This is a genomic window from Phaeodactylibacter xiamenensis (assembly GCF_965229835.1).
Classification (GTDB): domain Bacteria; phylum Bacteroidota; class Bacteroidia; order Chitinophagales; family Saprospiraceae; genus Phaeodactylibacter; species Phaeodactylibacter xiamenensis.
In genome coordinates this window covers 4,169,497-4,194,499 of the sequence record NZ_OZ245931.1, presented here as the reverse complement: position 1 = coordinate 4,194,499, position 25,003 = coordinate 4,169,497, and the positions used below count along the sequence as shown (strand labels likewise).

Sequence of the window (25,003 nt, the reverse complement as noted above, 5' to 3'; positions counted from 1 at the left end):
ATGTTCTACTTTGTGAAAGAGGCTCCGTGGCACTTGCCGTGCCACGGCATTCTCTTATAGAACCCATTCCCAATTGCAGTGTTTGGTGCTTTAGGCTTGTGTAGCCGTAGCTGGCACTTTAACGTAAGGTTGCCAGCCATAAGCCCGGGCGCCTTCCTGTACACCTGGCTCCCGGTTAACCGCTTTCAGGTAGAACGTCCCTTCGGGTATTTCCACGCTCGTAGCCTGTTGCCCGCGGTGCAGCATTTCATAAGTTGCGTAATCCAACGCCCGGCGCTCTGCCAGCTTGCGGTTTAGCCCGAACTGCTCTGCCACAGCTTTCCAGTTGCTACCCACTGTGGCGGTAAAAACCTTGGATTTAGAGCCACTACCGTAAGCAAAGAAGCCTATTTTTTTGCCAGTCAGGTCTTGTGCTTCCTCCAGGTCAGCCTCTAAGGTGCTCATCAGGCTCAGGAAAAGCGAGGAGGTGTAGAGATTGCCAACAAGAGAGGAAGCCCGCTCTCCTTTCTCAATCTTTTCCGCCACAAATTTCCGGTAGCGGTCTGTCTTGGTTACGGCGCGCAGGTATTTACCTACGGCTTTCTGATAAGCGGCATCGGATTCGAAGTCTGCGGCCTCTGGCCAAGGCTGATCAATCAGGGCAGCGGTGCGCTCCCAGTCGCCCCGTTTCAGGCTTTCTTCCCGGAAAATTTCCGAGAACATGCGCCGGGCCTGATAGGCATAGGGCAGGTGAAAAACCATGCGGTGCCAGTCATCTGTGACCGGTTCTTTTTCGGGTAGGTTTTCCTGTTCTGCGTAATGCCGCATGGCTTCCCCGATTCGCTGCTGATAGCAATCATTGGAGTAGGGACCGTCAAAGACAGGGGTATCGCGGTGGATGTCCACGTGGGCATCATTGTGGTGGAGTATGGAGTTGGGGGCACCCGTTTCGAGCTTTGCCAGAAGGGCCTCGGCGTCCACACCTGTCACTCCGGCCAGCTGAAGCACCTCTTCAATAATCTGCTTTTTGGAAAAACGGCGCACCGGCTTGAAGAAATCATGCACCGGGCGGGAAGCTACGCCCCAGGCATCTTCAAAAGCCAGCAGCCGGGGTTGCTGACGGACCAGCACAGCGATGGCGCCGGCGCCCTGCGTGTACTCGCCACCGGAGTTTAGCTCGTACCTGGCCACATCTGATCCCACTACAATACCTATGCGGTCATCTCCGCCCTTCACCCAGTCGAGGGTGTTTTGAAGGGCATCTACGGCGCCAATACAGGCGAAGGTCATGTCTACCACATCGCAGTTCAGAAATGCACCTTCGCCATGCGTAGGCTCGAAGTACTGATTGAGCATGTCCTGCACATAGGTTGCCATGGGCTTAGACCCATCCAAAGCGCTTTCCGTGCCCATGTAAATCCGGCCAATCTGTTCTGGTTGTAGTGCATTGCGCTGCAAGAGCTCCAGTACAGCATTCGCGGCCATGGTGGCTACATCTTCATGGGCATCGGGCACCGACATAGCAGTCAGCCCCAGCCCTTTGTTGAGCTTCGCGTATTCTAAATCTCTCGCGGAAGCAAGGTCTTCAATCGGTAGATACAGATTGGGAATGTAGGCGGCTATATCGTCAATGCCTACGGTGTTCACTCCATGCATAATCCCTTGGTTTTTTAATTGCTTTGGTGCCGAGAGCTGTGCCGTGATCCGGAAATGATCCGGCGGGGATGCCCTCGGGCGACCGAGTCTGATGATTTGGTTGGCTTGTGGCTAGGGTTGCCTTCTGCATTAGAGGCAAGAGGGTTACAATATTAGTAAACCCGGATAAAACAAGGGTTCAAACAAAAAGGGATCATTATGGTTTGAGGCAGCTGTATTTTTAGTGCCACCGTTTTTCCGGCTGGCCTATTTGAAGCGCTCAAAAATCTCATCAATGGCTTTGGCCAGGTCCCTGTCCTTGCCGGTCACTTTATTGCCCGCATCGTGGGTGCTCAGGGCGAAATCCACGGTATTGTAGACGTTGTGCCAATCCGGATGGTGCTGCATTTTTTCAGCGTGGAAGGCGACTTCGGTCATAAAGCTGAAAGCCTGTGTAAAGTCTTTAAATTTGAAGGTTGCTTTGAGTTGGTCATTTTCTTCTTTCCACATAGGTTGATTAATTTTCTTCTTTCAAGCTTATGGGGCGCTAAATGTTCAGAGATAATGAAGGAAAATCGAACAACACCTGTAAACCAATGGAAAAAATGATTATTTCTGCCAGGCCAGGGCATTCCCAACAGGCCCGTATGGCCCGAAAACAGTGCTGGCGGTCACGAGGGCGTTAAAATCTTCTTAACTTCTGCGGTTTTTTGTGGAAAAAATGCGACTTTAAGATCCTGAATCAAGTCAACATTGAAAGAAGGCCAGGAAATAAACAGCCTCCGCCATTCATTAATACAATCAGAAAAAAAACCTATTTGAATATGAGAATGCTATTTCTGACTGCAGTATTGCTCTTTGCCTTTGGTACTTCGGTAACAGTACAGGCGCAAGAGTTATCCAAAGAGGAGAAAAAAGAATGGAAAAACAAAGCCAAGGAATACAAGCGTAACCCTGCGGCTCTAAAATCCCTTTCTGAAAGTGTAGACCGTTATAAGCGGGAAGCCAATGAGTATGCTTCACAGATCAACGAAATGGAGGCAGAAAAGGCGAACCGCCGTGCCCGTATCGCCCAACTGGAACGCGACAATGCCCAAATGCAGGACAAGCTGGCTGCCACGCTTAATGAGCTCGATCAGCTGAGAATGTCTGCTCCGTCATCACCGCCACCTATGGGCAACGCTATGCAGGGCCTTGTCTTCCGGGTACAAATTGGTGCCTTCGAAAAGCTCAACGTGCCTTCCACCTTGGATGGCGAAGATGACAACATGGACCTGGAAATGGTCGATGGGCTCCAAAAAATTATTATCGGTAAATACCCGGATGTGGAAAGTGCAGAGGCGCTTCGAAGCTATATGCAGCAACTAGGCATTTCTGATGCCTGGGTGGTGGCTTACCAGGATGGCATGCGCATACCGGTAGAAAGCGTAGTGCCCGGATACGGCCAGTAAGAAGGGTTGAAAAAAATCGGAATGGGTTGTTGATTCAACAGTCAGAACAGACGATGTGATCAGCAACCCATTTTTTATCTCCTTTTTCCTCCACCTTTACCACGGTGGCTTCCGCCTTTTTTCCCTTTTCGGAAATTGCCTCCCCTGCTGCCACCACGGCCTTTTCGGGGCTGTGGTTTGGCATCTTTCAGTTCTTCCGGCAGCGGCAGGCGTTGTACTTTTCGCTCGATCAGCTCCTCGATGCGCTTGAAGCGGTACATATCTTCCCCGTTGATGTAGGTGAAGGCCATACCGGAGGCTTCTGCCCGGGCAGTACGCCCGATGCGGTGCACATAGTCTTCTGCATCGCCTGGCACATCAAAGTTGATGACTGCGTCAATGCCTTTAATATCAATACCCCGGGATAGCACATCTGTAGCTACGATCACAGGCGTATTGCCACTTTTGAAGCCATGTAACTGGTTTTCCCGTTCTTCCTGAGAGAGATCAGAATGGATAGCACCAGCTTGTATGCCCTTGCGCTGAAGTGACTGCGCCAGGTCTTTGACCGTTTTTTTGCGGCCTGCAAAGATGATGACGCGCTCCAGCCGTTTATTGGTTTCCAGGACCTTTTCGGTCAACGCAATTTTAGCATGGTCTTCAACCTCGTAGGCCAGCTGCAGGATATTCTCAGCCGGTTTAGAGATGGCAATGTTGATCTCTTTGGTAGGCCCGTTCAGGATTTGCATAGCAAATTTCCGGATTTGGGCAGGCATAGTGGCGGAGAACAGCAGGTTTTGCCGTTCGAGAGGCAGCTTATGCACGATATTCATAATAGCCGGTGCAAAACCCATGTCAAGCATTCGGTCTGCTTCGTCCAGAATAAGGTACTTAAGGCCGCTAAAGTCCACATACCCCATATCCATGTGGGAGGTGAACCGCCCCGGTGTAGCGACGATAATGCTGGCGCCCCGCTTCAGGGCGCGCTTTTCCTGCTCCATGGCATGGCCGTCCCGCCCACCGTAAATGGCAATGGAGCTGATCGGCGTGAAGTAGGACAGGGCTTCCAGTTGCTGGTCCACCTGCATCGCTAACTCCCGCGTAGGCTCAATAATCAGTGCCCGGACTTTGTCGTCGGACGATTCTTTGCTCAGCTCGTTGAGGACAGGTAGCAAAAAGGCGGCTGTTTTTCCGGTCCCTGTTTGGGCGCAAGCCAGTACATCCTGCCCTTCCATAATTGGAGGAATGGCCTGTTCCTGTACCGGAGTAGCCTCTTCAAAACCCATCGCGTAAAGGCCTTCCAGAAGGGAAGGCTCAAAACCAAATTCGTTAAATTTCAATGTCTCTGTATTATTTAGTATCGCTTTATACGCAAATTTGCGCTAAAAACGACTGAAAATCACGATTTCTTACATAATAACGGCCACAAAGGTACGCTAATGCAGCCAAACCGCTGGAATTACTTTCACCTGCTGCCTTTTTCTTCTGTTTTTCGTCGACAACTCTTTCGATTCAGTCTATAGAACAGCTCATTCCAGCAACAAATAAGGACAGTAGCAGGTTCTTAACGTAAATTACGCATTGTAAGATTATCCACCATGCAGTATCGTAAATCTTTTCAGACTTCCAGTAATAACCCCTTCAGCTCCATCATTGGTGTGGTGCTGGGCATCCTTTTTTTGCTCGGGCTCTTTTTTGTCGCCCGGTTTATCTTTACCATCCTGTATTACCTTTCGCCGGTGATGCTGATTGCCGCGCTCATCATCGACTATAAATCCGTGACGGGTTATGGCAAATGGCTGGTGGACAAAGTAAAGACTAACCCGCTATTGGGTATCGGTGGCATTTTGCTAACGGTCCTCGCCTTTCCTCTGGTGAGCCTGTTCCTACTGGGCAAAGCCTTGTTCAAAAAGAAGGTACGGGAGGTCGAGCAGGAAGTGGAGCGGCAGCGGGAAGGTGAGTACGTCGATTTTGAAGAACTCGACAGCGAGCCCATGGACCTCAAACGATTGGAAGAGCAATTTCGCGAACAGGAAAACCCCAAACGCCGCCGCAGCAATTACGACGATTTCTTCGATAGCCAGTCCTGATGGCAGTGGGGCTGATCATTGGCGGAGCCGGCCTGGCTCTCGGTGCTGCGTACTTGTTGTTGATTCAATGGGTAATCAGGCAGTGGCATAAGCTCCCTGTATTTGAGCCCGCCCCTATTGAGCCCGCCCCTTCCGTAACGATTCTTGTGGCCGCCCGTAATGAGGCTGCCAATATCCGGCATTGCCTTCAGGCCTTATCCCAGCAAAACTACCCTGAGCTGTCCCTGCAAATCGTCGTGATTGACGACCACTCCACAGATGCCACCGCTGCAATGGTGGAAGCCTTTCCACATCCTAATCTCACCTTGCTCCGCCTGCCCGCAGGGCAGTATGGGAAAAAGCGGGCGCTGGAGCTGGGGGCAGCTGCAACACAAAGTACATACCTGCTCACCACTGATGCTGATTGCCAGCCGCCGCCACTTTGGGTGCAGGAGCAGGTACAGCATTTGGAAAGCGCGGCGCTTGCTGCTTCGACGGGCCCTGTACTGCTCACCGGCACAGATAGCCTGCGCTACCGGTTCCAGGCGCTTGACATGGCCGGCATGATGGTGCTAACGGCGGTGGGCCTGCATACCGGCACCTGGATTTTGGGCAACGGAGCGAGCCTTGCCTACCGCCGGGCGGCTTTTGAGGCAGCAGGTGGGTATGCGGATAACCGGGGCACGGCTTCGGGAGACGATATTTTTTTAATTGCTAAAATCACCAGGGGGCAGGGGCTTCCGGTCCGGTTTTTAAAAAGTGCAACTGTGGCAGTGCCCACGCCGGCGGCTCCGGACTGGGCGGCTTTTTTACGGCAGCGGCTGAGGTGGGGCACCAAAAATGCAGCGGCGCCGGCAAGTGCAGGCACGACGCTTGCATTAGGTATTGCTTTCCTGCTGAGTTGGTCTATTTTGCTGTCGCCCCTGTTGTTTCTGGCCGTAGGGCACTTCTGGCTGGTCTTTCTGGCGCTGTTGTTACTGCTCAAGTCCCGGGCAGACTACGGGCTGCTCAAAACAGCCTGTCAGTTTTTCCATCAGGAACACTTACTGAAATCCTTTGCCCGCTCGGAGGTGCTGCACATTGGCTACATAGCATTCATTGGGCTGGCCTCCTTATTTGTGCGAAAGTATCAGTGGAAGGACAGGTATGTGAAGTAGGGTTGAGGGCTAAGGTCAGGCTTAAGCCTGGAGTGCTTCGAGCCGGGTTTTGAAGAGGTACTTCGGCGTGGAAGCGTAGAGCTCTTCGTATCGCTGCAGGGCAGATTTCCGGTACTTTTCTACCTCTGGCAGCAAAAGAAAGAGTTCGTAGTAGATGGCCGCTTCCTCTTCAAGTTCTTCCACTTCCTGTAGCAGATTTTCAAGTGATTGTAAGGCTTTTTCCTTTGCGCCATGAGCGTGTTCCTGCTTAGCCAGTAACATCCGGGTTTCAAATACCAGGTCCGGGTTGCCCAGAGCTTCGGCGATGGCCTGAGCTTCTTGGGTTACAGGCTTAAGCTCTTCAAGCCTGTTAAGGGCAAGCAGCACGAGGCCTTTTTCCGCAAGGCTGGCCCCCAGGACAAGGCGGTTGTTGATCATCCGGGTTACCTCAATGGCACGGTTGTAGTAATACAGGGACCGGTCGTAGGCTTGAGTAAAATAAAATACATCGCCCAGGGTATTCAGTGCTTTGGCAATCCCTTTCTGATAGCCTAGTTCCTCGCAGAGCATCAGGTTCTTCTGCAGGTACTCAATAGCTCGCTGGAAGTGGCCTTCAATACTGTACAGCTCTCCGATCAGCCCCAGCGCGATAGCAGTCCCCTGCTTATCGCCTAGTTCCTCACAGAGTTCCAGGTCATGCTGAAAGTTCTCCATGGCCCGCAGGTAATCGCCCTTGCGTTCATAAACACTGCCGATACAGCCGATGGCAATAGATGTGAGTTGCTTGTTGCCAAGTTCTTCGCTCAGGGCCAGCCCTTTCTGATAGCTTTCCAGAGCGGCATCGTAGTCGCCTTTCTCAAAATAGACGATACCGAGATTGGTAAAGAGGTTGGCCATGCCCTGTTTGTCGTTGAGCCGCTCGCTGACTTTGAGCTGAGCCAACTGGCAACGGATGCCCTCATCGTAGTTGCCCTGGTTCATATGAGTCAGCCCAAGGTTGGCGGCCACCTGTGCACTTCCTGTGGGGTCAGATTCCCTGTTTTCTGTACCGAGGCTTCTTTCGAAGTAGCCCTTTGCTTCATCGTACTTTCCCTGCCGGAAGAAAAACTCGCCCAGGCTGCCGTAGGCTTTGGCTTTGCCTACTTCGTCCTCTATAGATTCGAACAAGCCTGCGGCGACCTGGAGGTATTGTTGTGCCCGGCTGTAATCGCCTTTGAGCATGAGCAGCCGGCCCAGGTTATTGTTGGCCTGGCCCAGCAACAGGACATCGCGGGTTTGTTTGGCCAGGCTCAGGGCTTCTTCGTAGGTTCTTTCGCACTCATCCCAGTTACCGATCAGCTCAAGGACTTTGCCTTTATTGAGATAGGTTTGAATCTGATCAGCATTATCTTTTTGTTTGCCAAGCTTGGTGAGCAGCTTTTCGTAGTAGTCGAGTGCCTGTTGATTTTGATAGTTGCTGCGGGCATAGTCGGCAGCTTTTTGAAGGTATTCACAGGTTTTGTCAAAAACATTAGCCTGTTCGTAGTGAAACGCCAGATCGGCATAACGTTCTTCGATGTTATCGGCGTACAGGTCTTCAATCGCTTCCCCAATGAGGCCATGAAGTTGCTCCAGGCGAGTGCGGAGCTGCATGCCGTACACGGCTTCCCGGAGCAGGGAATGCCGGAAGATGTAGCGCAGCTCATTCATGGCGTGCCAGATCTGCCCCTTTTCGGCCCGTTTGATCTGATCGCGCAGGACTGCGGAGGCGGCGCCATTCTTTGCCGCAAAGCCATCCTGTTTGCGCATGACTTGCGTCAAAATGGGGATATCAAACTCGCGCCCAATCACCGCAGCGGCTTTTACGGTTTCCTTCACCAGTTCGCTCAGCCGGTCGATGCGAGCGGTGAGAATGGCATTAATGGAGCTGGAAAGCTTCACATCTTTATCGTGTATGGTCCAGCGCCCGCCCTCCTGTACCAGCAAATCCCGCTCTGCAAAGTATTCCAGCATCTGCTCCAGGTAAAAAGGGTTGCTGTTGGAGGTCCGTAGCAGGGTATCCAGAAATTCCGGGTGGATGGTGCCGCCCAGGCGCAATTCGGCAAACTCCTGCACGGCATCAGGGGTCAGTGTGTTCAGGTCCACTTCAATGTGGGGCAGCCTGTACTGCTCCAGCAGGGCGGGCTCCAGCAGTTTTGGTTTGGAACCATCGTCAAGGTAGCGGGAAGTCAGGACCACTGCAATCGGATAGCGACTCAGCTGGCGGACAAATTCGGTGAGTAACTCCCGGCTGTTTTCATCCATCCAGTGGCCGTCTTCCACTTCTACTACCACCGGCTGTATGAGCGACTCTGTGATAAGGAGGTTGATGATAGAGGATATCGTGTTTTGGTAACGGCCTTTAGCGTCAAGTACATCCCAGATAGAATCCTGGTAATTAAGCCCGATGAGCGCAGCCAGTACCGACTTGGTCCGTACCAGTTCGCGGCGGGCAGTTTTGGCTTCGGGGCGGTTGAGTTCTTCCAGGTCTTCCAGTAGTTGGTTATAGCGCTCCTCGAAGTGCTGGAAATTGGCCATGGAGGTGCTCTCCGGATATTGCTCGAAGTAATTTTTCAGGAAGGTAATGAAAGGGTTGAAGGGCTTGCGCAGAATCTGATCGGCCTGGCAGGTATGCCATTGTACCAGCCCCTCCTCAAAAAGTAGTTTTTTGAATTCATGCATCAGGCGGCTCTTGCCCACGCCGGCCTCTCCGAATATATAGGCCACGCCTGCGGTCTGCTCCCTGAAGATAGGCTGAATGAAAGACAACAGCTCGCTCAGCTCCTGATTGCGGCCGACCATCTGACTGGAATAGGCCGGGCGGGATTCATAGTTGCGCCCAATCAGCTTGTAGGTAGGTACATTGCCTTTGATACCTTTGTAGCGGATGTCTCCCCGGTGCTGAAAGTTGAAGTGGTGGTTTTTCTGTATCTCACTGTCCACCAGCACATCGCCCCACTTGGCATGTGTCATCAGGCGGGCCGCCAAATTGACCCGGTTGCCTACAGCTGCATACTGACAGCGCTCCCGCCCTCCGACGATGCCGGTATAGGCGGTGCCAATGGTGATGCCGGCCCGGTACTCCAGCCCGGTATCCAACTGTAGTTGCCGCAGGTTTTCCCGTACACTGAAAATGAACTCCAGGGCCCGGTCGTTGCTGTTCTCAAAAGAAACAGGAGCCCCGAAAAAGCCCACCATCACACCTCCCTTGTCTCCAAAGTCCACTTCCTTGAAGTAGCCGGAGAAGTTGTGCATTTCCTCGATCACAATTGTCGCAAATTCGTCCAGCACCTCATGGCTTTCCACTCCCTGAAAGGATAAAAAGATGGAAATAACGGTGCGGAACTCTCCGTCTTGCTGATAACTGGCCACAGACTCTGGTAAGAACTGCCGTACAACGGCTTTATCCAGCTCCGGCAAATTAGCGCGTTCCGGCAGGGTGCGTTCCACTTCCGGCAGCAAGCCCCAGACTTTATAAAAGCCCTCTTCCAGTTTTTTGAGGTAGAAGCCTTCCTGCTTGAGCTGATGCCCCAGCTCGTCATCCACCACAATATCCTGATCTTTAGCCTTCACCTGGCACTCGGCGCACTGATCAATCGGCTTACCCCGGAAGTAGAAGGATTTATGGTCTGTTTTGCCTACAATCCCCCATTCCACGGTGCCATAGGAAAGCCCAAACTTGATGCCAATGGTAAAGTTGTTGAAGCGGAATTCCCGCTTACTGAACAGATAGCGGGCGAGCATGGCTACTTTTATGATATCCTGCCCTCGCTCCTCAGAACGGTCGGCAGGGAAAATAGCTGTAAAGGCGTCGCCGGCAAAGTAGGGGATGAAACCGCCCCTGCTATAGACCAAATGGACGAGCGGCTCAAATATTTCATTGAGGACATTTGTCAATTGCTCCGCCCCCTGGCTACCCTGTTGCATAAGGGCTTCGGTCAGCGGTGTAAAGCCGGACAGGTCCACAAATAGCGTGTAGGCTTGCAACTGCCCCTGGGCGTGCCCTGCCTTGAACCGGTCCTGAATGAAGTGTGGAATTAGGTTTTTCACAGATCGTTTGTCCTCGTTCCGTTATCAGTGTGGCAAATTACAAATTTTCCGGTTGGCGGACTAATCCGTGGGCGGACTGTGCACCGGTAAACCGGATAGGAGGTGGATAAAAGGGCAGGCAAGATGTGATCTGGGGGCGTGATAATAATCGCTCAATAGATTTTGAGATTGATTTCGCGGGGTATAACGCAGATGTTTTTAACTAAATTATGTTGGAGTAGATTAATTCGCATTTCAACACAGGAAGTCTCGTTCTTTTTTTATTTTCCAGCCTAAAAAGTGCCAAGTTTATGCGCCGATTGCTAGTCGCTACTGATTTTTCTCCCGCTGTCCGTACAGCCTTTGAGTACACCTTGCAACTGGCCGCCGACCTGAAGGCTGAAGTCCATCTGCTTTTTATTAACAAAGTGGTGAGCGCGGAGACCTCGCTGCCGGAGCAGCACAGACGGGCACTTATTGAACGCGATAACCGGGAGTACGGCAAGAAGCTGCAACGCTGGGCCCGGCACTACCCTGATCAGCCCCGGGAGTATGTTGCCGCGCCCAATCTCCATTTTCATGTGAGGCCAGGAAAGGCCGCTTCCGGAATCATTCAGGCTGCCAGCGAACTTCAGGTGGAAGCCATTGTGCTGGGCGGGCGCGAAAAGCACAACATCCGCGAGCATTTGTTTGGCAGTGTCACCACCCAGCTCATTGGCCGCAGCCCCTGCCCTATGCTCATTATTCCGGAAAAAGCACGGTATCAAAAGCTGCAAAGCATTGCCCTCGCGGTTGACATCACCCTCAGCGAAGAACGTGTGTTTCAACAATTGAAAGAAGTGGCCAAGCCGCTAGAGGCCTCCGTACAGCCTTTTTTTGTCAATATGCTTCCGGGTGAACAGGACAAGATCAAACTCGAGCAGCTGGATGCAAACGGGCAGCGCATCGACATGGTACGCGACCGGGAGATAACGAGCGGTATCACCTATTATCTGGAGCAAAACCAGGTACAAATGCTCGCTATGTATATTCCGCGAAGGGCATTTCATGAACACCTGCTGCATGGGCACCTCCTTCGGTATATGGCCTGGCATACGCCACTGCCTTTGTTGCTGGTGCGGGAGTAACCACTCTATTCAAACGACCAGTACGGCTCCATCTTTTTCAGGACCTCTGCCGGGATCGACCGGATTTTGGCCACCTCCGCTGCTGAGGTAAAAGCACCGTGCTGCCCCCGGTAAGCGATGATAGCGTTGGCGTGCTTCCAGGTCAGGTAAGGGTGCGCCTTCAGGCCGGTTGCATCCAAATGGTTGATCCGTAAGCGCTGCACCGGTTGGTCAACCACCAACTGTGGACGGATGCGCTGAAAGGTGCTGTCGGGCAGCCCGTAGGTCTCCCTAACCTGGTCCACATGAGCAAAACCGCCCAGCTTGTCTCTGAATCCACATATGCGGCGGGCGAAAGCCGGGCCGATTCCCTGTAAAGCCTGCCACTCTTCCGGGGCCGCGGTATTGATGCGGATGGATGTGGGTGGCTCAGTGGCTTCAGGCCTCGGCGGGGTGGCTTGGGCTTCTGCATCCGCTGCCTGGCTTTCGGGCCTGGGCTCACCTTTGGGGATCGATACATAAGGCATCAGTGCTTTGGCCTGATCAGGCGGTAAACCGTATATCTTTTTCAGGTCTTCGGGTTGCCGGAACTGCCCTCCTTTTTCCCGGTAATTAATCAGGGTGCGTACTGTGCGCCCGGAGAGCCCCAACAGCATCAGGCTATCGCCGGAAAGGGTGTTGGGGTCGAAGGCAAAGCGTTGGGGTGCAGGTGCTTTGGCAGCACGACGGGTTGTGCCCTGAGGCTCGGTCGGACGATTGAGTATGCGAATGTAAGGGGCGATCCGGGCATAATCCTCCTCAGAGAGGGTGTAGATATCCTGCAGGTCCTCAGGTTGCCGGAAGGGCTTTACCTTTTCGCGGAAGCGGACGATAGTGGTGGCTGTTTTGCGTGATAGCCCCAGCAGCTGCAGGCTGTCCAAAGGCAATGTATTAGGATCAAAATAGAATAAGGCTGGTTCAGGTGCAGTAGAGGAGGGCGCCGCTTCAGGCATCAGAAAAGCTTCAAGCTCCGCTTCAAAGTCATCAAATTCAACAGACGTTGGAGGGGATAAAAGGGGGTATACCAATGGCAGCAAGGCAAAGGTGAAAATCAAAACCGCCAGTACCCATGCCCCGTTGCGCTCTGATTTAGTGTAGTAGAAATAGTCTTTTAGCCAGTCGTTCATTCTACCGGGTTTTTAATCCATGATTCAATGATACCGTTTTCCAGCGTTACCGCTCCTGTCTGGGCAGTGTAGTAAAAAGCAAGGCCTAGCGCCTTCGCCTCCTCCGACCAGCCTGCTGCCCGCCAGGGTGGGTTGGAGCCATCAGCGATAAAGCATGAGGTGTTTATGCGCTCCAGGACTTTGGCAAGCCTTACTTTGGGGCTTTGGCTCAGAACCACGGCATCGACCCGGAAGCTTCCCGTTCCTGTCAGTTGCGCTGCGTCTTCGAGGACCAGCAACCGGGTTTCCCCCAGCTGCCAGTAGCCCTTTTGCCCTGCCGCCGCATCCACCTTTGCGGACTGTCGGGGGGAGAGGAGGGTGTCCACACTAGCCCGGCGGCGCCAGCGGTGCGCCTCACAGGCGAAAGCCAGCCGGTCCTCCTTCATTGCAGGGCTGGTGATTTGAGTGATCTGGTTGCCGTGAAATACATCTACCGCAGTATGCTTATACACCTGGTATATCACTACCGATTGTTGTTGCGAGCTTACCCATTTTTCCCAGGCATATCCACCCGCCAGTAGCGCCCCTAACAACAAGCTGCCCAGCACCCATCGGAACTGTCGGGTCCGGTGCCCCAGTACCAGCCCCACCAATAACGCATAGAGCCCCCAAGCGCCTGCGGGCCCCATCCAAATGCCTTCCAAAAGCCCGCCGGGCAGCTGCTGAATGACAAAGATGCCCGCATTGACCAAATAGATAAGGCTGTAGAGTACTTTGGCAATCAGCGCCCCCAGAACAGGCACACTGTGAAAAGCCAGCAGCAAAAGAGTTAGGGAAAGGATAAGCCCGGCAGCGGGCACTACAATCAGGCCCGAAAGCACAAAGTAGAGGGGGAACTGATGAAAGTAATACAGGCTGATGGGCAGTGTGCCGAGTTGTGCCGCCAGAGAAACAGCAGACAGCTGCCAAAGATAGTCGCCAATCCGGTTTTCGATATGCCAAAGGCTGTAGATGCGGGGCTGAAAGTAGACGATGCCCAGCACCGCCAGATAAGACAGCTGAAAACCTACGTGGTACAACAGGTTGGGATTGGTTGCCAGCAGTACAAGCGCTGAGGCCGCCAGGGTGTTGTAGACATTTGTAGTCCGCTGCAAAGCAAGGCCGACTGCCAAAAAGCTAAACATAGTGGATGCGCGGAGCACGGAAGGGGCGGCGCCTGTCAAAAGCGCAAAGGCCCAAATGCCAGCAATGATTAGCCCGGTCTTGACTATTTTCCACCAGGGCTGTCTCAGCGGGACGCGCCCCAGCAACCACATAAGGATGAGCTGTACCAGGCCTACGTGCAGCCCGGATACGGCCAACACATGCATGGCACCGGTATTGGCATAGGCATTTTCGATTTCTTCCGTCAGAGCCGATTTGTATCCCATAGTCAGCGCGGCGCCTACGGCATATTCGTTTGGGGTAGGCAGGTATTGTTTCAGTATTTCAAGGGCCTTGGTGCGCAGGTGCCCGGCAACACTCAGCAGCCCGGGCTGATGCTCCAGCCGTACCCAGTTTGTATCTGCAAAAACCTGATGATGGATATCCCGGGCAGCCAGGTATTTTCTGTAGTCAAACTGATCCGGGTTGAGTGGAGGGGCTACAGACTGGACTTTTCCACGTACCATGATACGGTCCCCCGGAACCAGAGACGCATCAGGCAGCGGCCGGTCCAGATAGGCGAGCACTTTCCCGGCAGAGGGGCGGGCATGTCCGGTTGTGTCTGAAGTGGCGGTAGTACGTAATGTCACTTTCAGCCTTTGACCGGCGGGTACCACTTCTGTGACTGTACCCATAAGTACGGCAGGGTGGTCTTCCCGGAGTTGGTTTTGGAAGTGATGGGCGTAGCTACGGGTATCATGCAATACAGTCAGCACAAGCCCCAAACCAGTAAAAACCACCGTAATTATTGCGCCGGGCAACCATCTGAACCGGAATGCCCACTTTCGGTACCGGGAAAAGCCCAAAGCAATAATGCCAACGAGTGCGAGTCCCAGCCCCAGCTTCCAATAGGGCAAAATGCGAGCCAGGCCGACCCCCAGTATAGTGGGCAGCAGTAGTCTTAGCATGGGGGTCTCTCTCCAGTTCATAATGGCGGAAGAGCGTTTATGTCAAAGTTATCTAACCTGTTGTTTTTCAGCCAGAGTTCCTGTTTTGCTGCCCAACGACTCAAACAGTGCGCTTTGTCAATACCAGTGCGCGCTTGCTTTTTTATTTTTGCATTTTAAGGGCCCCGGCAAATAAAAATAGAACATTTTTTAAAAAACACCTTAAATTCTTATCAGTCGGTGGTCTGCAGTTGATTATCAATAGCTTAATTCGATCTGTAAATTGTGTACAATATACACTAAGCGTGCCCTGTTTAATTTGGTAAGGATTGAAATATTTCTTTATTTTCCACCTGTATACTATAATGACTGGCTATAATGAACGAATTCAACGAATATTTTAAGTCTGCTTTTACAGTTGATAATGTGATTTTTGGATTTGATGAGGGCGACCTGAAGGTATTGCTCATCAAACGTGGAGAAGAGCCCTATCATGGCAAATGGGGCCTGCCGGGCTATTTTGTGTACCCTAATGAAGACCTTGACACGGCTGCGAAGCGGGTGCTGGAGGAGCTGACAGGGTTGCGCAACGTCTTCCTGGAGCAGGTCAAAACGTTTGGTACCGTTAACCGTCACCCTTTTGGGCGGGTCATCACGGTAGCCTATTTTTCGCTCATAAAAATCAGCCACTATACCCTCCAACCTTCTTCCATTGCACGTAAAGCGAAGTGGCACTCTGTAGCCGAGGTGGAAGACCTGGCGTTTGATCACAATGACATCCTTAATGCTTGCTTCAACCGCCTGAAGTGGCTGGTCCGCTCCCGGCCGGTGGGGTTTGAGCTGTTGCCGCCTAAGTTCACCCTGACGGAGCTGCAGCACCTCTACGAAGCCATTCTGGAAACCAAGCTGGATAAGCGGAATTTCCGGAAAAAGATTCTGACGATGGATCTGCTGGTGGATCTGGAGGAAACCCAGGAAGGCGTGGCACACCGCCCGGCCCGATTGTATCAGTTTGACCGCAACCGCTATGAACAGCTACTTGCCGAAGGGCTCAGCTTCGAGCTTAAGGAAAGCAAGCGAAAGGAACCCACAGAGCGCAAGCCCCGTACAAGAAGGAAACCTCAGCAGATGGCCTAGTGGCCTGCCTTTACCATGCTTCGCCGTAAGTATTGCCGATTACAAGGCGCAGCTCTTCGTATGTCTCCCGGTAGGTATTGATGAGTTCGATTACAGCGCTTTTTCGGTCGGCAGTAAGCGTCCGCTGAAAGGCAAGTGTTGTGGATGCAGATGCCGCTATCTCAGGAAAGAAGATCTCATCTCCATTATTTCGCGACTCGAAGAAACCGTAGTGCCCGTCAGTTAACACCTGTCTTTCCGTGATCTGTTCCAGTTCGGCATAGAAATCGGCAGCAGCATTGCTCAGGCTATCAATACCCTGATGGTCAATGTACCCCCAAAGGGTATGCTCAGGCATACGGAACAACCGCTCACGTAGTGGCAGTACCCCTCCCCCGGACTCAATTTCAATTTGAAAAAATGAATCGCTGACCCTCAGCGTCCCTTCCCGTTCCAGCGTTTCCCGAAGGGCAATCGAAACCGGATAAAAACCATTGCTCAGCGTTCCAATCTCTACCAAAGCCCGTGCCGGCTCATCTGCCGGGTCGCAATCACTGGACGTCAATACCTGATTGATGCTTAAAACGAGCGTCTGCCCTTCCTGCCAGTGAAAGGTGTAGTCTATACCGGCATCTTCACAACCAACGGATTCAATAGTGCGCAGCTTCCAGTTTAAGGAACGGTTGCCGTTTTCAAAGTCCTCAGCGAGCTCCAGATAAAATTCGTCTTCCACATCAGGCACCACAACCGTATCTGAATCAAGGTTGCAGCCAGCAGCCAGCAATAGTACACCAATAAGCCCCAGGTAAAATTTTGTCATCTTCATTTTTTCCTTCCGGAAGTCAACGTTTGTCTCTTATCATAGGTATTAACGCACGGTCATTCAAAATGCTGCCTGCAAATCTAATAATACTGATAGGGGAATCCGACTTTAAAACACATCAATAAGGTAATACACCAAAACCAGCACTATCTACATCTAGTATTTGCAGGCTTTTATCCAAAATAAGTGCCTGTCTGGCAAGGGGCGTTAACTTTGTCAGTCGCCTGAAGTACCGATCAGGCCGTACTACTGCAACCCGACTGTATATGATACAACTGAAAAACATTCGTAAAGCCTACCAAACCGGGTACAACCGGTTGGAAGTCCTCAAAGGCATAGACCTCCACCTCAAAGAAGGCGCTTTTGCCTCTATCATGGGCTCTTCCGGTTCCGGCAAGTCTACGCTCCTCAACATCCTGGGTATTCTGGACGAATACGATGAAGGGGAATACCGCCTCGATGGCAAACTCATACAGGGGCTTTCGCAAACGGAAGCTGCTCAGTACCGCAACCGGTTCATCGGCTTCGTTTTCCAGTCTTTCAACTTACTCCCTTTTAAGACCGCTGCGGAGAATGTAGCGCTGCCTCTATATTATCAAAAAGTAGACCGCAACGAACGCCACAAACGTGCTGTCGAATACCTGGACATGGTCGGGCTGGCTGATTGGTCTGATCACTTGCCTACGCAATTGTCTGGTGGGCAGCAGCAGCGTGTTGCCATCGCCCGGGCCTTGATTACACAGCCTAAAGTCATACTGGCGGATGAGCCGACAGGCGCCCTGGATTCCAAAACCTCCTACGAGGTGATGGAAATTTTCAAAAAGGTGAACAACGATGGCATGACCGTTCTGATCGTCACGCATGAGAATGACATCGCTGCCATGACCCGGCAGGTCATCCGCCTGCGGGACGGCCTCATCGAGTCCAACGGAAGCCCTGTAGCCGCTACACCAAATACCCCGGGCCATGATTGATACCGATAAGTGGATAGAAATATTCAATTCCATTCAGCGGCATCCGCTGCGGACCATACTTACTGCCCTCGGGGTGTTTTGGGGCATTTTTATGCTGATCATACTACTCGGTGCGGGAGATGGCCTGCAGAACGGTGTGGAGTATGAATTCCGCGACGATGCTATCAACAGCATGTGGATTCGGAATGGCACCACCTCTATGCCCTACCGGGGACTGCCCAAGGGCCGGCGCATTGAGTTCACCAACGAAGACTACGACATGCTGCGCGAGCAGTTTGACGATATCGAGCACCTGACCGGGCGTTACTACCTTTCCGGCGATCAGATGACGGTCTACAAAGACAAAAGGCTCTCCTTTACCACCCGGGCAGTCCACCCCGGTCACCGCTACCTGGAGAACACCCTGATCGATGCTGGCCGCTACATCAGCGAACAAGACCTGAAAGAGGTCCGCAAGGTAGCCGTCATCGGTAAGATTGTGAAGCAGGACCTCTTTGGGGAAGAGGATGCTATTGGCAAAGCCATCGAAATCGGAGGTATTGTCTACACCGTCGTGGGCACTTACAGCGATACCGGGGGCGAAAATGAGATGCGGATCATTTATATTCCGGTCACCACCGCACAAAAGGTATATGCCGGCACAAACCGCCTGCATCAGCTCATGCTGACGACGAAGGACCTTACCCTTGAAGAGACTAAAAAACTGGAAAACAAGATACACGCTGCCTTTGCTGCCAGGCACGACTTTAGTGTGGAGGATCGCCGCGCGGTATCCATCTTTAGCGCAGCGGAAGAGTACCAGGACTTTATTAATCTGTTTGCCGCCATCAAGATTTTCGTTTGGTTCGTTGGTCTTGGCAGCATCATTGCCGGGGTCATCGGTATCAGTAATATCATGTTGATTGTGGTGAAGGACCGGACCCGGGAAATCGGGGTCCGCAAGGCGCTGGGCGCCACGCCCTACTCCATTATATCCATGATCCTGCAGGAGGCCGTGCTCATAACGGCTGTAGCGGGCTACCTGGGGCTTTTGGCAGGTGTTGGCGTCATTAGCCTGATGGAGTCGATGGAAGTCGATTTCTTCCGCAACCCTCAGGTTGACCTGGGGGTGGGGCTGGCCGCTACCCTGGTACTGGTCATTGCCGGTGCACTGGCCGGCTGGATGCCTGCCCGTCAGGCGGCCCGAATCAATCCTGTTGAAGCCATGAGAAGTTAACGATTATGCTACTAGACCGCGACAGCTGGCAGGAAATCCTTGCCACCCTAAAAAAACACAAGCTCCGCACCGGGCTCACCGCACTGGGCGTATTCTGGGGCATCTTCATGCTGGTCTTCGTACTGGGCATGGGCAAAGGCCTGGAGAACGGCGTCTTCCGGGGCTTCGGCGAGCGGGCCAAAAACATCATGTTCGTCTGGCCGGAGCGCACAACCATGCCCTATCAGGGCTTTCAGCCCGGCCGTTATCCGACGTTCCGGCTGGATGATATTGAAGCTATTCAGGAGACGCTGGGCGATGTGCAGCACGTTGCGCCCCGCCTGTCCATGAATAATGTCCCCGTTTACCGGAAGGAGATTGGCGAGACCCGGGAAATCCGGGGCGAACTGGACAATATGATCAAAGTCGAAGCCCTGAAGCTCTTCACCGGCAGGTACATCAATGAGCGTGATATTGAGGAGGCCCGCAAGGTGGCAGTAGTCGGGCAACGAACGGCAGAGCTGCTCTTTGGCGAGGAAGAGCCCATTGGGCAGTACATACGGGTGCAGGGCGTGGAATTCCAGGTGGTGGGCACCTTTGGTCCGCAGCAAGTGAAGCCCTGGACCGAGAGCGATATGGAAGCGATTGTCATTCCGCTAACGGCCATGTACCGGACCTTTGGGACCGGCGAGCGCATCGACTACTTCGTCTGCATGGCACAGCCCAATGTGCTGGTCAGTCAGGTCGAGCCACAGGTCAAGGACTTGCTGAAAAAGCGCCACCACATCCATCCGGAGGATCCGAGAGGCGTAGGCTCTTTCAACCTGGAAAATGAATTTTTGAGCATCACCAACCTGTTTGGGGGGATACAGGCCTTCCTCTGGTTTGTCGGTATCGGCACCCTGCTGGCGGGTATCGTGGGCGTGGGCAATATCATGCTTATTACCGTCAAGGAGCGCACCAAGGAGATCGGCGTGCGCAAGGCGCTGGGGGCACCGCCATCGAGTATCGTTCGGATGGTGCTGGCAGAGTCGGTCCTCATCACCGCCACATCGGGTTATCTGGGTCTTATCGTCGGGACTTTCCTGATCTGGGGCGTCAGTTCGCTGATGCGAGCCAATGATGTGGTACTCGACAATTTCCACAATCCGGAAATCAGCCTGTCGGTAGGCATAGGGTCCGTGATCCTGCTAACGCTTTCCGGGGTCATTGCCGGGGCAATACCCGCCCGGCACGCGGCACGGGTCAATCCGGTGGTCGCACTCAAAGATGAATAAGTTGAAGTCACCCATAAAAAACAGTCATTATTATGAACAGAGGTTGTCTAATTGGTTTCGGTGCATTCCTGATTATTGCCACCATTGGCCTGGGCATCTACTTTTACCAGCGCAATACCAAAGAAGCAGAAAATTACGAGGTCGTACAGCCTGAAAAGACAGACATCATTAAAAAGACGGTGGCAACCGGCGCAATCCGGCCCCGCAAGGAAGTGATGGTCAAGCCGCAGGTCTCCGGTGTGGTCGATGAAATCTACGTCGAAGAAGGCGAACTGGTGACCAAAGGGCAGAAACTCGCCCGTATCAAGCTGGTGCCTAGTGAGGTCAATATCAACACGGCTAAGTCCAACGTGGAGCTGGCCCGCCTGCGCCTGCAGGAAGCGCAACGCGAACTGGCCCGGCAGCGTAACCTCAACAAGCAGCAGCTCGATGTGGAGGAAGCCCGTGCTGGTTTTGAGAATGCCAAGCAAGAGGAGGCCCGGCAGCGTGGCTTATTCGAGGAAGGGGTGATTTCCGAACAGGACTACAACCGCTTCAAGCTCGACCTGGAGCTGGCGCGTGCGGCTTTTGAAAATGCCAAAGTGGTGGCCCAGAACAGCGTAAAGCAGTTTGAGACGGAGGTTGATATCCGCGAGCAGGAACTACAGGCCGCCATCAACAACCTGCAGCTGCTGCGGGAGGGGGCGAGCGCCAATTCCCGGCAGGTAGCCAATATCGTCACGTCTACTCTCGACGGCATGGTACTTGATATCCCGGTGGAGGAAGGCACTTCCGTCATTGAGCGCAACAACTTCAATGAAGGCACAAGCATCGCCATCGTGGCCGACATGAACGCCCTGATCTTTGAGGGCAAAGTGGATGAATCGGATGTAGGCAAACTGAAGGAAGGCATGCCCCTGTTACTGACCGTGGGCGCCATCGACAATCAGAGTTTCGACGCCACCCTGGAGTTCATTTCCCCAAAGGGCGAAGACGAAGAAGGCACCGTGAAATTTGAGGTACGGGCAGCGGTCAAACCCACCGATGATGTGTTCCTGCGGGCGGGCTATAGTGCTAATGCCGACATCATCCTGGACCGCCGCAAGCAAGTCCTGGCTATACAAGAGCGCGATATCCTTTACGAAAGTGATACCACCTACGTGGAAGTCAAAACCGGCGACCGCTCTTTTGAGAAGCGTCAGGTGGAGCTGGGCCTCTCGGACGGTATTAAGGTGGAAGTGCTGGGCGGACTGGATGGTTCGAGTGAGGTGAAGGTGCAGACGAAGGGGTAGGATTGGGGTTTTGTTAGTGTGGTTTTCAGACTTCGCCCGTACGGGCTACGGCGGGCAGGGGTGTTGTGTTTTTTGGTTTCTTGTTTGTTTGTGATCGGTGCCGTTCTGCTGCATTTGGCAATCTGCCCCAAACCCCGTTCTTTTGCAGGAAAGCTAAGTACTATGCCCAAGCGACAACAAAAGCACCGGGTCCGGAGCATCACGCCCGGCACTTCCCTGACCGACTACTGCCGGACAGCCTTTCCGCTGCTGGGCAGTAAAACGGCGGTGAAGAAAGCCATTGCCGATGGGCGGCTGCTGGTCAATGGACAACCGGCACAGTTACAGACGGTACTCCAAAAGGGCGATCAGTTGCAGCTCAGAGGCGCGGGGCTGCCGAAAGCCCGCAAATTTGATCAGGACCTGCCGGTGGTGTGGGAAGACGACCACCTCGTCATCGTCAATAAGCCCGGGGGCATTGCCACCAACGGCGACCGCGTGCAGACGGTAGAAAATGCCCTGGCCGGCAGTATCCCGCCACCGCCCCTGCCCGATGCCCTGCCCCGGCCGGTTGCTGTACACCGCATTGATTTGCCAACTAAAGGGCTGGTGCTCCTGGCTAAGACCAAAAGTGCCCTGATGGCGATGAGCCAAGCCTTTGAAGACAATCAGGTGAAAAAAGCCTATCAGGCGGTGGTGCACGGGCAGCCGCCGACTTCCGGTACCTTTGATGCGCCCATTGACGGCAAAACGGCAGTCACCCATTTCCAAACCCTGCGCACGGTGCCTTCGCTGGTCTATGGGCATCTTTCCCTGGTTGAATTAAAGCCGGTTACCGGGCGCACGCATCAGCTGCGTATCCACCTGCAGCAGGCCGGGCACCTGATTGTGGGGGACAAGCACTATGCAAAGGGCACCGACACCATCCTGGGCAAGGGGCTTTTTCTCTGTGCCTGCCGGCTTTCCTTTACGCACCCGCACACCGGAGAAAAGGTGGAAGTGCGTATCCGTCCGCCCCGCCGGTTTATCAAAACCCTGGACAGAGAAGAAGGGCGAAGCTAACCCTTTGGTTGCCAAAGAAAATTACGATTCTACGTTAATTTCCGTCTTTAATTCCATTAGTCCGGTGTGTTTTCTTAAATTTCTCCCGTGAGAAATGGGTGCTTATTGTTTGAATAACACTATCTTTCCGCAATTAAAACAACCAACGACGCATCAGAACCTGCTACAAAGGCGGACGCCTGGCAGGGCAACAACAAAACGAAAAACCTAGCCACCCGGCAGGGCGTGGCTTAAAACCAAAACAGTATGGAAAGTCAACCAAAAAAAACCAGCTTAGTACTCATCAGTGGGATTGCCGCGCTCGGCGGTTTCCTCTTTGGGTTCGACAGCGGGGTCATTAATGGCACCGTTGATGCCCTTCAGTTAGCCTTTGATTCGGATGCCGCAGTTACCGGGTTTAATGTGGCCTCCGTTTTGCTGGGCGCTATGGCCGGTGCCTTTTTTGCCGGTAATGCTGCCGATAAGTTTGGCCGGAAGCCGGTGATGATTGTGACGGCAATCGGTTTTACGATCAGCGCCTGGGGCTCGGGCATTTCCGATGGCTCGGTAGAGTTTGTGCTTTACCGTATCCTGGGTGGCGTATCCATGGGAGCAGCGAGTGTGCTTGCACCGGCCTACATCAGTGAGATCGCGCCGCCAAAAATCCGGGGCAGCCTGGCTACCCTGCAGCAGCTGATGATCGTGATCGGGCTTTTCATGGCCTTCATGAGCAACTACTGGCTGGCCGGACAATCGGGTGGCGCATCAGAGGTCTTCTGGGGCGGCTTCCAAACCTGGCAGTGGATGTTCTGGGCGGAAATTATTCCGGCGGCGATCTTCTTGTTTGCCCTGCTGACTATTCCGGAATCGCCCCGCTATCTGGTGGCAGCGGGCCGGGAAGCCGAGGCAGCACAGGTCCTGGCGGGCATTGCACCCGATGAGGATGCCGCAGAAAAGGTAGCGGATATCCGTTCCACCCTGCGCGAAGGCACCAAGCCCCGCCTGAAGGACGTGATCAGTTCTTACACCGGCAAGATTCACCCGCTCGTCTGGGCGGGCCTGGGCCTGGCGGTGCTGCAGCAGTTCACGGGCATTAATGTGATTTTCTACTACGGGGCCACCCTGTGGCAGGCAGCCGGCTTCACAGAAGCGGATGCCCTGTTGCAGAACGTGATCACTGGTAGCGTCAATATTTTCTTCACCATCGTGGCCATCGTTTTGGTAGACCGGCTGGGCCGGAAGCCCCTCCTTTTGGTGGGTTCCATCGGGCAGGCGGTGATGCTGGGCATCATGGCGTACATTTTCTCCAACGCAGCTTCCAGCGGGCCGGACGGGATAGAGCTGTCTTCCAGTCAGGGCACTTACGCTCTCCTGGCGGCCAACGGATACATTGCCTTCTTTGCCTTCTCCTGGGGCCCGGTGATGTGGGTGATGCTGGGCGAGATGTTCCCCAACCAATACCGGGGCGCGGCACTGGCCCTATGCGGCCTGGCACAATGGGGTGCCAACTTCCTGATTACTATTAGCTTTCCCATCTTGCTTGCAGGTATCGGGCTGGGGCTGTCGTACGGCATCTACGCCTTCTTCGGGCTGGTCGCTTACTTCTTTGTGAAATTCTACGTAAAAGAGACCAAAGGCAAGACGCTGGAGGATATGTCCCGGGAAGAGGCGGCGCTGGAGCGTGGCGGCGCGCAGGCGTAATGCCAAACCATCCCGTATAGCTTCCACAGCAAGAGCTTGTCTGAACATACCCTGTTTGGACAAGCTCTTTTTTCTGACCTAAATCATCAATATGAAAGCTATCCTGAACCACCTGAATGAGCCCCTACAGCTCACCGCTGCCCAAATCGGGTTCTACCAAAAGTTTAATTTCATCAAAATTAAGGAAGTACTGAATGCGGAGGCTATTCACTACTTCAATGAGGTCATAAGCCGGAAAGTGAATGAATTGCGAAAAGCGGAACAGCCATTGGAGGAGCGGGACACCTATGGTAAAGCTTTCCTGCAGTTGTTCAACCTCTGGCAGGAGGATGAAGCCATCAGGCAACTGGTATTCAGCAAGCGGTTGGCGAGCCTGGCAGCACAGCTGATGCAGGTCGATGGGGTGCGCTTGTACCACGATCAGGCACTTTTCAAGGAAGCCGGTGGAGGCATCACTCCCTGGCATGCCGATCAGCATTACTGGCCCCTGTCTACCGACAAAGCCATCACGGCCTGGATTCCGCTCCAAGCCACTCCGCTCGATATGGGCCCGCTGGAATTTAGCGCCGGCAGCCAACAGATCAAGACAGGCCGGGACCTCTCTATTTCCGATGAAAGCGAACAGCAGATTCGGGAAACACTCCGGGTAACGGACTTTAAATACATTGTAGAGCCGTTTGACCTCGGGGAAATCAGTTTCCATTCCGGATGGGTATTCCATCGCGCAGGCGCTAATCAAAGCTCCTCCATGCGTAAAGTAATGACCATCATCTACATGGACAAAGACATGCAGCTGAAAGCCCCGGCCAACTCGGGCCAGGAAAACGACTGGAAAACCTGGTGCCCGGGAGCGGAAATCGGTGAGGTCATTGACACGCCGCTGAACCCGGTGCTGATTTAGAGCCCCGTCACCCTATCACAAAGAAGGCAGCAGTATCAAATGTGGTACTGCTGCCTTCACTTTTTAAAATTGAATGCCTGCCTGTGGA

The 25,003-nt window shown here is 53.4% G+C and carries 19 protein-coding genes; 12 read left to right on the top strand and 7 right to left on the bottom strand.

Annotated features, from left to right (window positions below; genetic code table 11):
- Positions 1-90: 90 nt before the first annotated feature.
- Positions 91-1,635 carry a hydroxymethylglutaryl-CoA synthase family protein gene (locus ACO08I_RS15920; RefSeq protein WP_421946442.1) on the bottom strand — a complete coding sequence of 515 codons (1,545 nt, stop codon included), beginning with the start codon at positions 1,633-1,635 and terminating at the stop codon, positions 91-93.
- 246 nt (positions 1,636-1,881) lie between these two features.
- Positions 1,882-2,124, bottom strand: coding sequence for a 4a-hydroxytetrahydrobiopterin dehydratase (locus ACO08I_RS15915; RefSeq protein ID WP_044218073.1), 243 nt, complete (start codon positions 2,122-2,124; stop codon positions 1,882-1,884).
- 314 nt (positions 2,125-2,438) lie between these two features.
- On the opposite strand from ACO08I_RS15915, the gene ACO08I_RS15910 reads away from it, so the two are divergent.
- A complete protein-coding gene (locus ACO08I_RS15910) occupies positions 2,439-3,065 on the top strand; it encodes a hypothetical protein (RefSeq protein WP_152604948.1) in 627 nt (208 codons plus the stop codon).
- A gap of 74 nt (positions 3,066-3,139) precedes the next feature.
- On the opposite strand, the gene ACO08I_RS15905 is transcribed toward ACO08I_RS15910, so the two are convergent.
- Positions 3,140-4,384: a DEAD/DEAH box helicase gene (locus tag ACO08I_RS15905; protein WP_282777081.1), complete on the bottom strand. Its 1,245-nt coding sequence runs from the start codon at positions 4,382-4,384 to the stop codon at positions 3,140-3,142.
- Between the two features lie 258 nt (positions 4,385-4,642).
- Here ACO08I_RS15905 and ACO08I_RS15900 point away from each other — a divergent pair, with 258 nt between their 5' ends.
- Positions 4,643-5,134: a hypothetical protein gene (locus tag ACO08I_RS15900; protein WP_282777083.1), complete on the top strand. Its 492-nt coding sequence runs from the start codon at positions 4,643-4,645 to the stop codon at positions 5,132-5,134.
- Entirely contained in the window at positions 5,134-6,270 is a 1,137-nt protein-coding gene (locus ACO08I_RS15895; protein ID WP_421946441.1) for a glycosyltransferase, read from the top strand. Before ACO08I_RS15900 ends, ACO08I_RS15895 begins: the two co-directional genes overlap by 1 nt.
- 21 nt (positions 6,271-6,291) lie before the next feature.
- Here ACO08I_RS15895 and ACO08I_RS15890 read toward each other — a convergent pair whose 3' ends face one another.
- Positions 6,292-10,317 (bottom strand): tetratricopeptide repeat protein, encoded by a 4,026-nt coding sequence (locus tag ACO08I_RS15890; RefSeq protein WP_421946440.1) that lies wholly within the window; start codon positions 10,315-10,317, stop codon positions 6,292-6,294.
- Positions 10,318-10,607: 290 nt separating this feature from the next.
- On the opposite strand from ACO08I_RS15890, the gene ACO08I_RS15885 reads away from it, so the two are divergent.
- The gene (locus ACO08I_RS15885) at positions 10,608-11,423 is read left to right on the top strand and encodes a universal stress protein (protein ID WP_421946439.1); all 816 of its coding nucleotides are present in this window, start codon (positions 10,608-10,610) and stop codon (positions 11,421-11,423) included.
- A gap of 5 nt (positions 11,424-11,428) precedes the next feature.
- On the opposite strand, the gene ACO08I_RS15880 is transcribed toward ACO08I_RS15885, so the two are convergent.
- Together ACO08I_RS15880 and ACO08I_RS15875 are read right to left on the bottom strand one after the other, a co-directional pair.
- Positions 11,429-12,568, bottom strand: coding sequence for a ComEA family DNA-binding protein (locus ACO08I_RS15880; RefSeq protein WP_421946438.1), 1,140 nt, complete (start codon positions 12,566-12,568; stop codon positions 11,429-11,431).
- A complete protein-coding gene (locus ACO08I_RS15875) occupies positions 12,565-14,658 on the bottom strand; it encodes a ComEC/Rec2 family competence protein (RefSeq protein ID WP_421946437.1) in 2,094 nt (697 codons plus the stop codon). The genes ACO08I_RS15880 and ACO08I_RS15875 overlap by 4 nt, the downstream gene beginning before the upstream one ends.
- A 357-nt stretch (positions 14,659-15,015) precedes the next feature.
- On the opposite strand from ACO08I_RS15875, the gene ACO08I_RS15870 reads away from it, so the two are divergent.
- Positions 15,016-15,774: an NUDIX hydrolase gene (locus ACO08I_RS15870; RefSeq protein ID WP_063978259.1), complete on the top strand. Its 759-nt coding sequence runs from the start codon at positions 15,016-15,018 to the stop codon at positions 15,772-15,774.
- Between the two features lie 10 nt (positions 15,775-15,784).
- Here ACO08I_RS15870 and ACO08I_RS15865 read toward each other — a convergent pair whose 3' ends face one another.
- On the bottom strand, positions 15,785-16,573 hold the full coding sequence (locus ACO08I_RS15865) for a hypothetical protein (protein WP_421946436.1): 789 nt from the start codon (positions 16,571-16,573) through the stop codon (positions 15,785-15,787).
- Positions 16,574-16,842: 269 nt separating this feature from the next.
- Here ACO08I_RS15865 and ACO08I_RS15860 point away from each other — a divergent pair, with 269 nt between their 5' ends.
- The 7 genes from ACO08I_RS15860 (at position 16,843) to ACO08I_RS15830 (ending at position 24,915) form a co-directional block, all read left to right on the top strand.
- Positions 16,843-17,550 (top strand): ABC transporter ATP-binding protein, encoded by a 708-nt coding sequence (locus ACO08I_RS15860; RefSeq protein ID WP_044218049.1) that lies wholly within the window; start codon positions 16,843-16,845, stop codon positions 17,548-17,550.
- On the top strand, positions 17,543-18,766 hold the full coding sequence (locus tag ACO08I_RS15855; RefSeq protein WP_282777096.1) for an ABC transporter permease: 1,224 nt from the start codon (positions 17,543-17,545) through the stop codon (positions 18,764-18,766). Before ACO08I_RS15860 ends, ACO08I_RS15855 begins: the two co-directional genes overlap by 8 nt.
- Before the next feature lie 5 nt (positions 18,767-18,771).
- The gene (locus ACO08I_RS15850) at positions 18,772-20,022 is read left to right on the top strand and encodes an ABC transporter permease (RefSeq protein ID WP_052515840.1); all 1,251 of its coding nucleotides are present in this window, start codon (positions 18,772-18,774) and stop codon (positions 20,020-20,022) included.
- Positions 20,023-20,054: 32 nt separating this feature from the next.
- Positions 20,055-21,293, top strand: a complete 1,239-nt coding sequence (locus ACO08I_RS15845) for an efflux RND transporter periplasmic adaptor subunit (protein WP_282777098.1) — start codon at positions 20,055-20,057, stop codon at positions 21,291-21,293.
- 162 nt (positions 21,294-21,455) lie between these two features.
- The gene (locus ACO08I_RS15840) at positions 21,456-22,334 is read left to right on the top strand and encodes an RluA family pseudouridine synthase (protein WP_421946435.1); all 879 of its coding nucleotides are present in this window, start codon (positions 21,456-21,458) and stop codon (positions 22,332-22,334) included.
- Between the two features lie 246 nt (positions 22,335-22,580).
- Positions 22,581-24,014 (top strand): sugar porter family MFS transporter, encoded by a 1,434-nt coding sequence (locus tag ACO08I_RS15835; RefSeq protein WP_421946434.1) that lies wholly within the window; start codon positions 22,581-22,583, stop codon positions 24,012-24,014.
- A gap of 91 nt (positions 24,015-24,105) precedes the next feature.
- Positions 24,106-24,915, top strand: a complete 810-nt coding sequence (locus ACO08I_RS15830) for a phytanoyl-CoA dioxygenase family protein (protein WP_421946433.1) — start codon at positions 24,106-24,108, stop codon at positions 24,913-24,915.
- Positions 24,916-25,003: the final 88 nt, after the last annotated feature.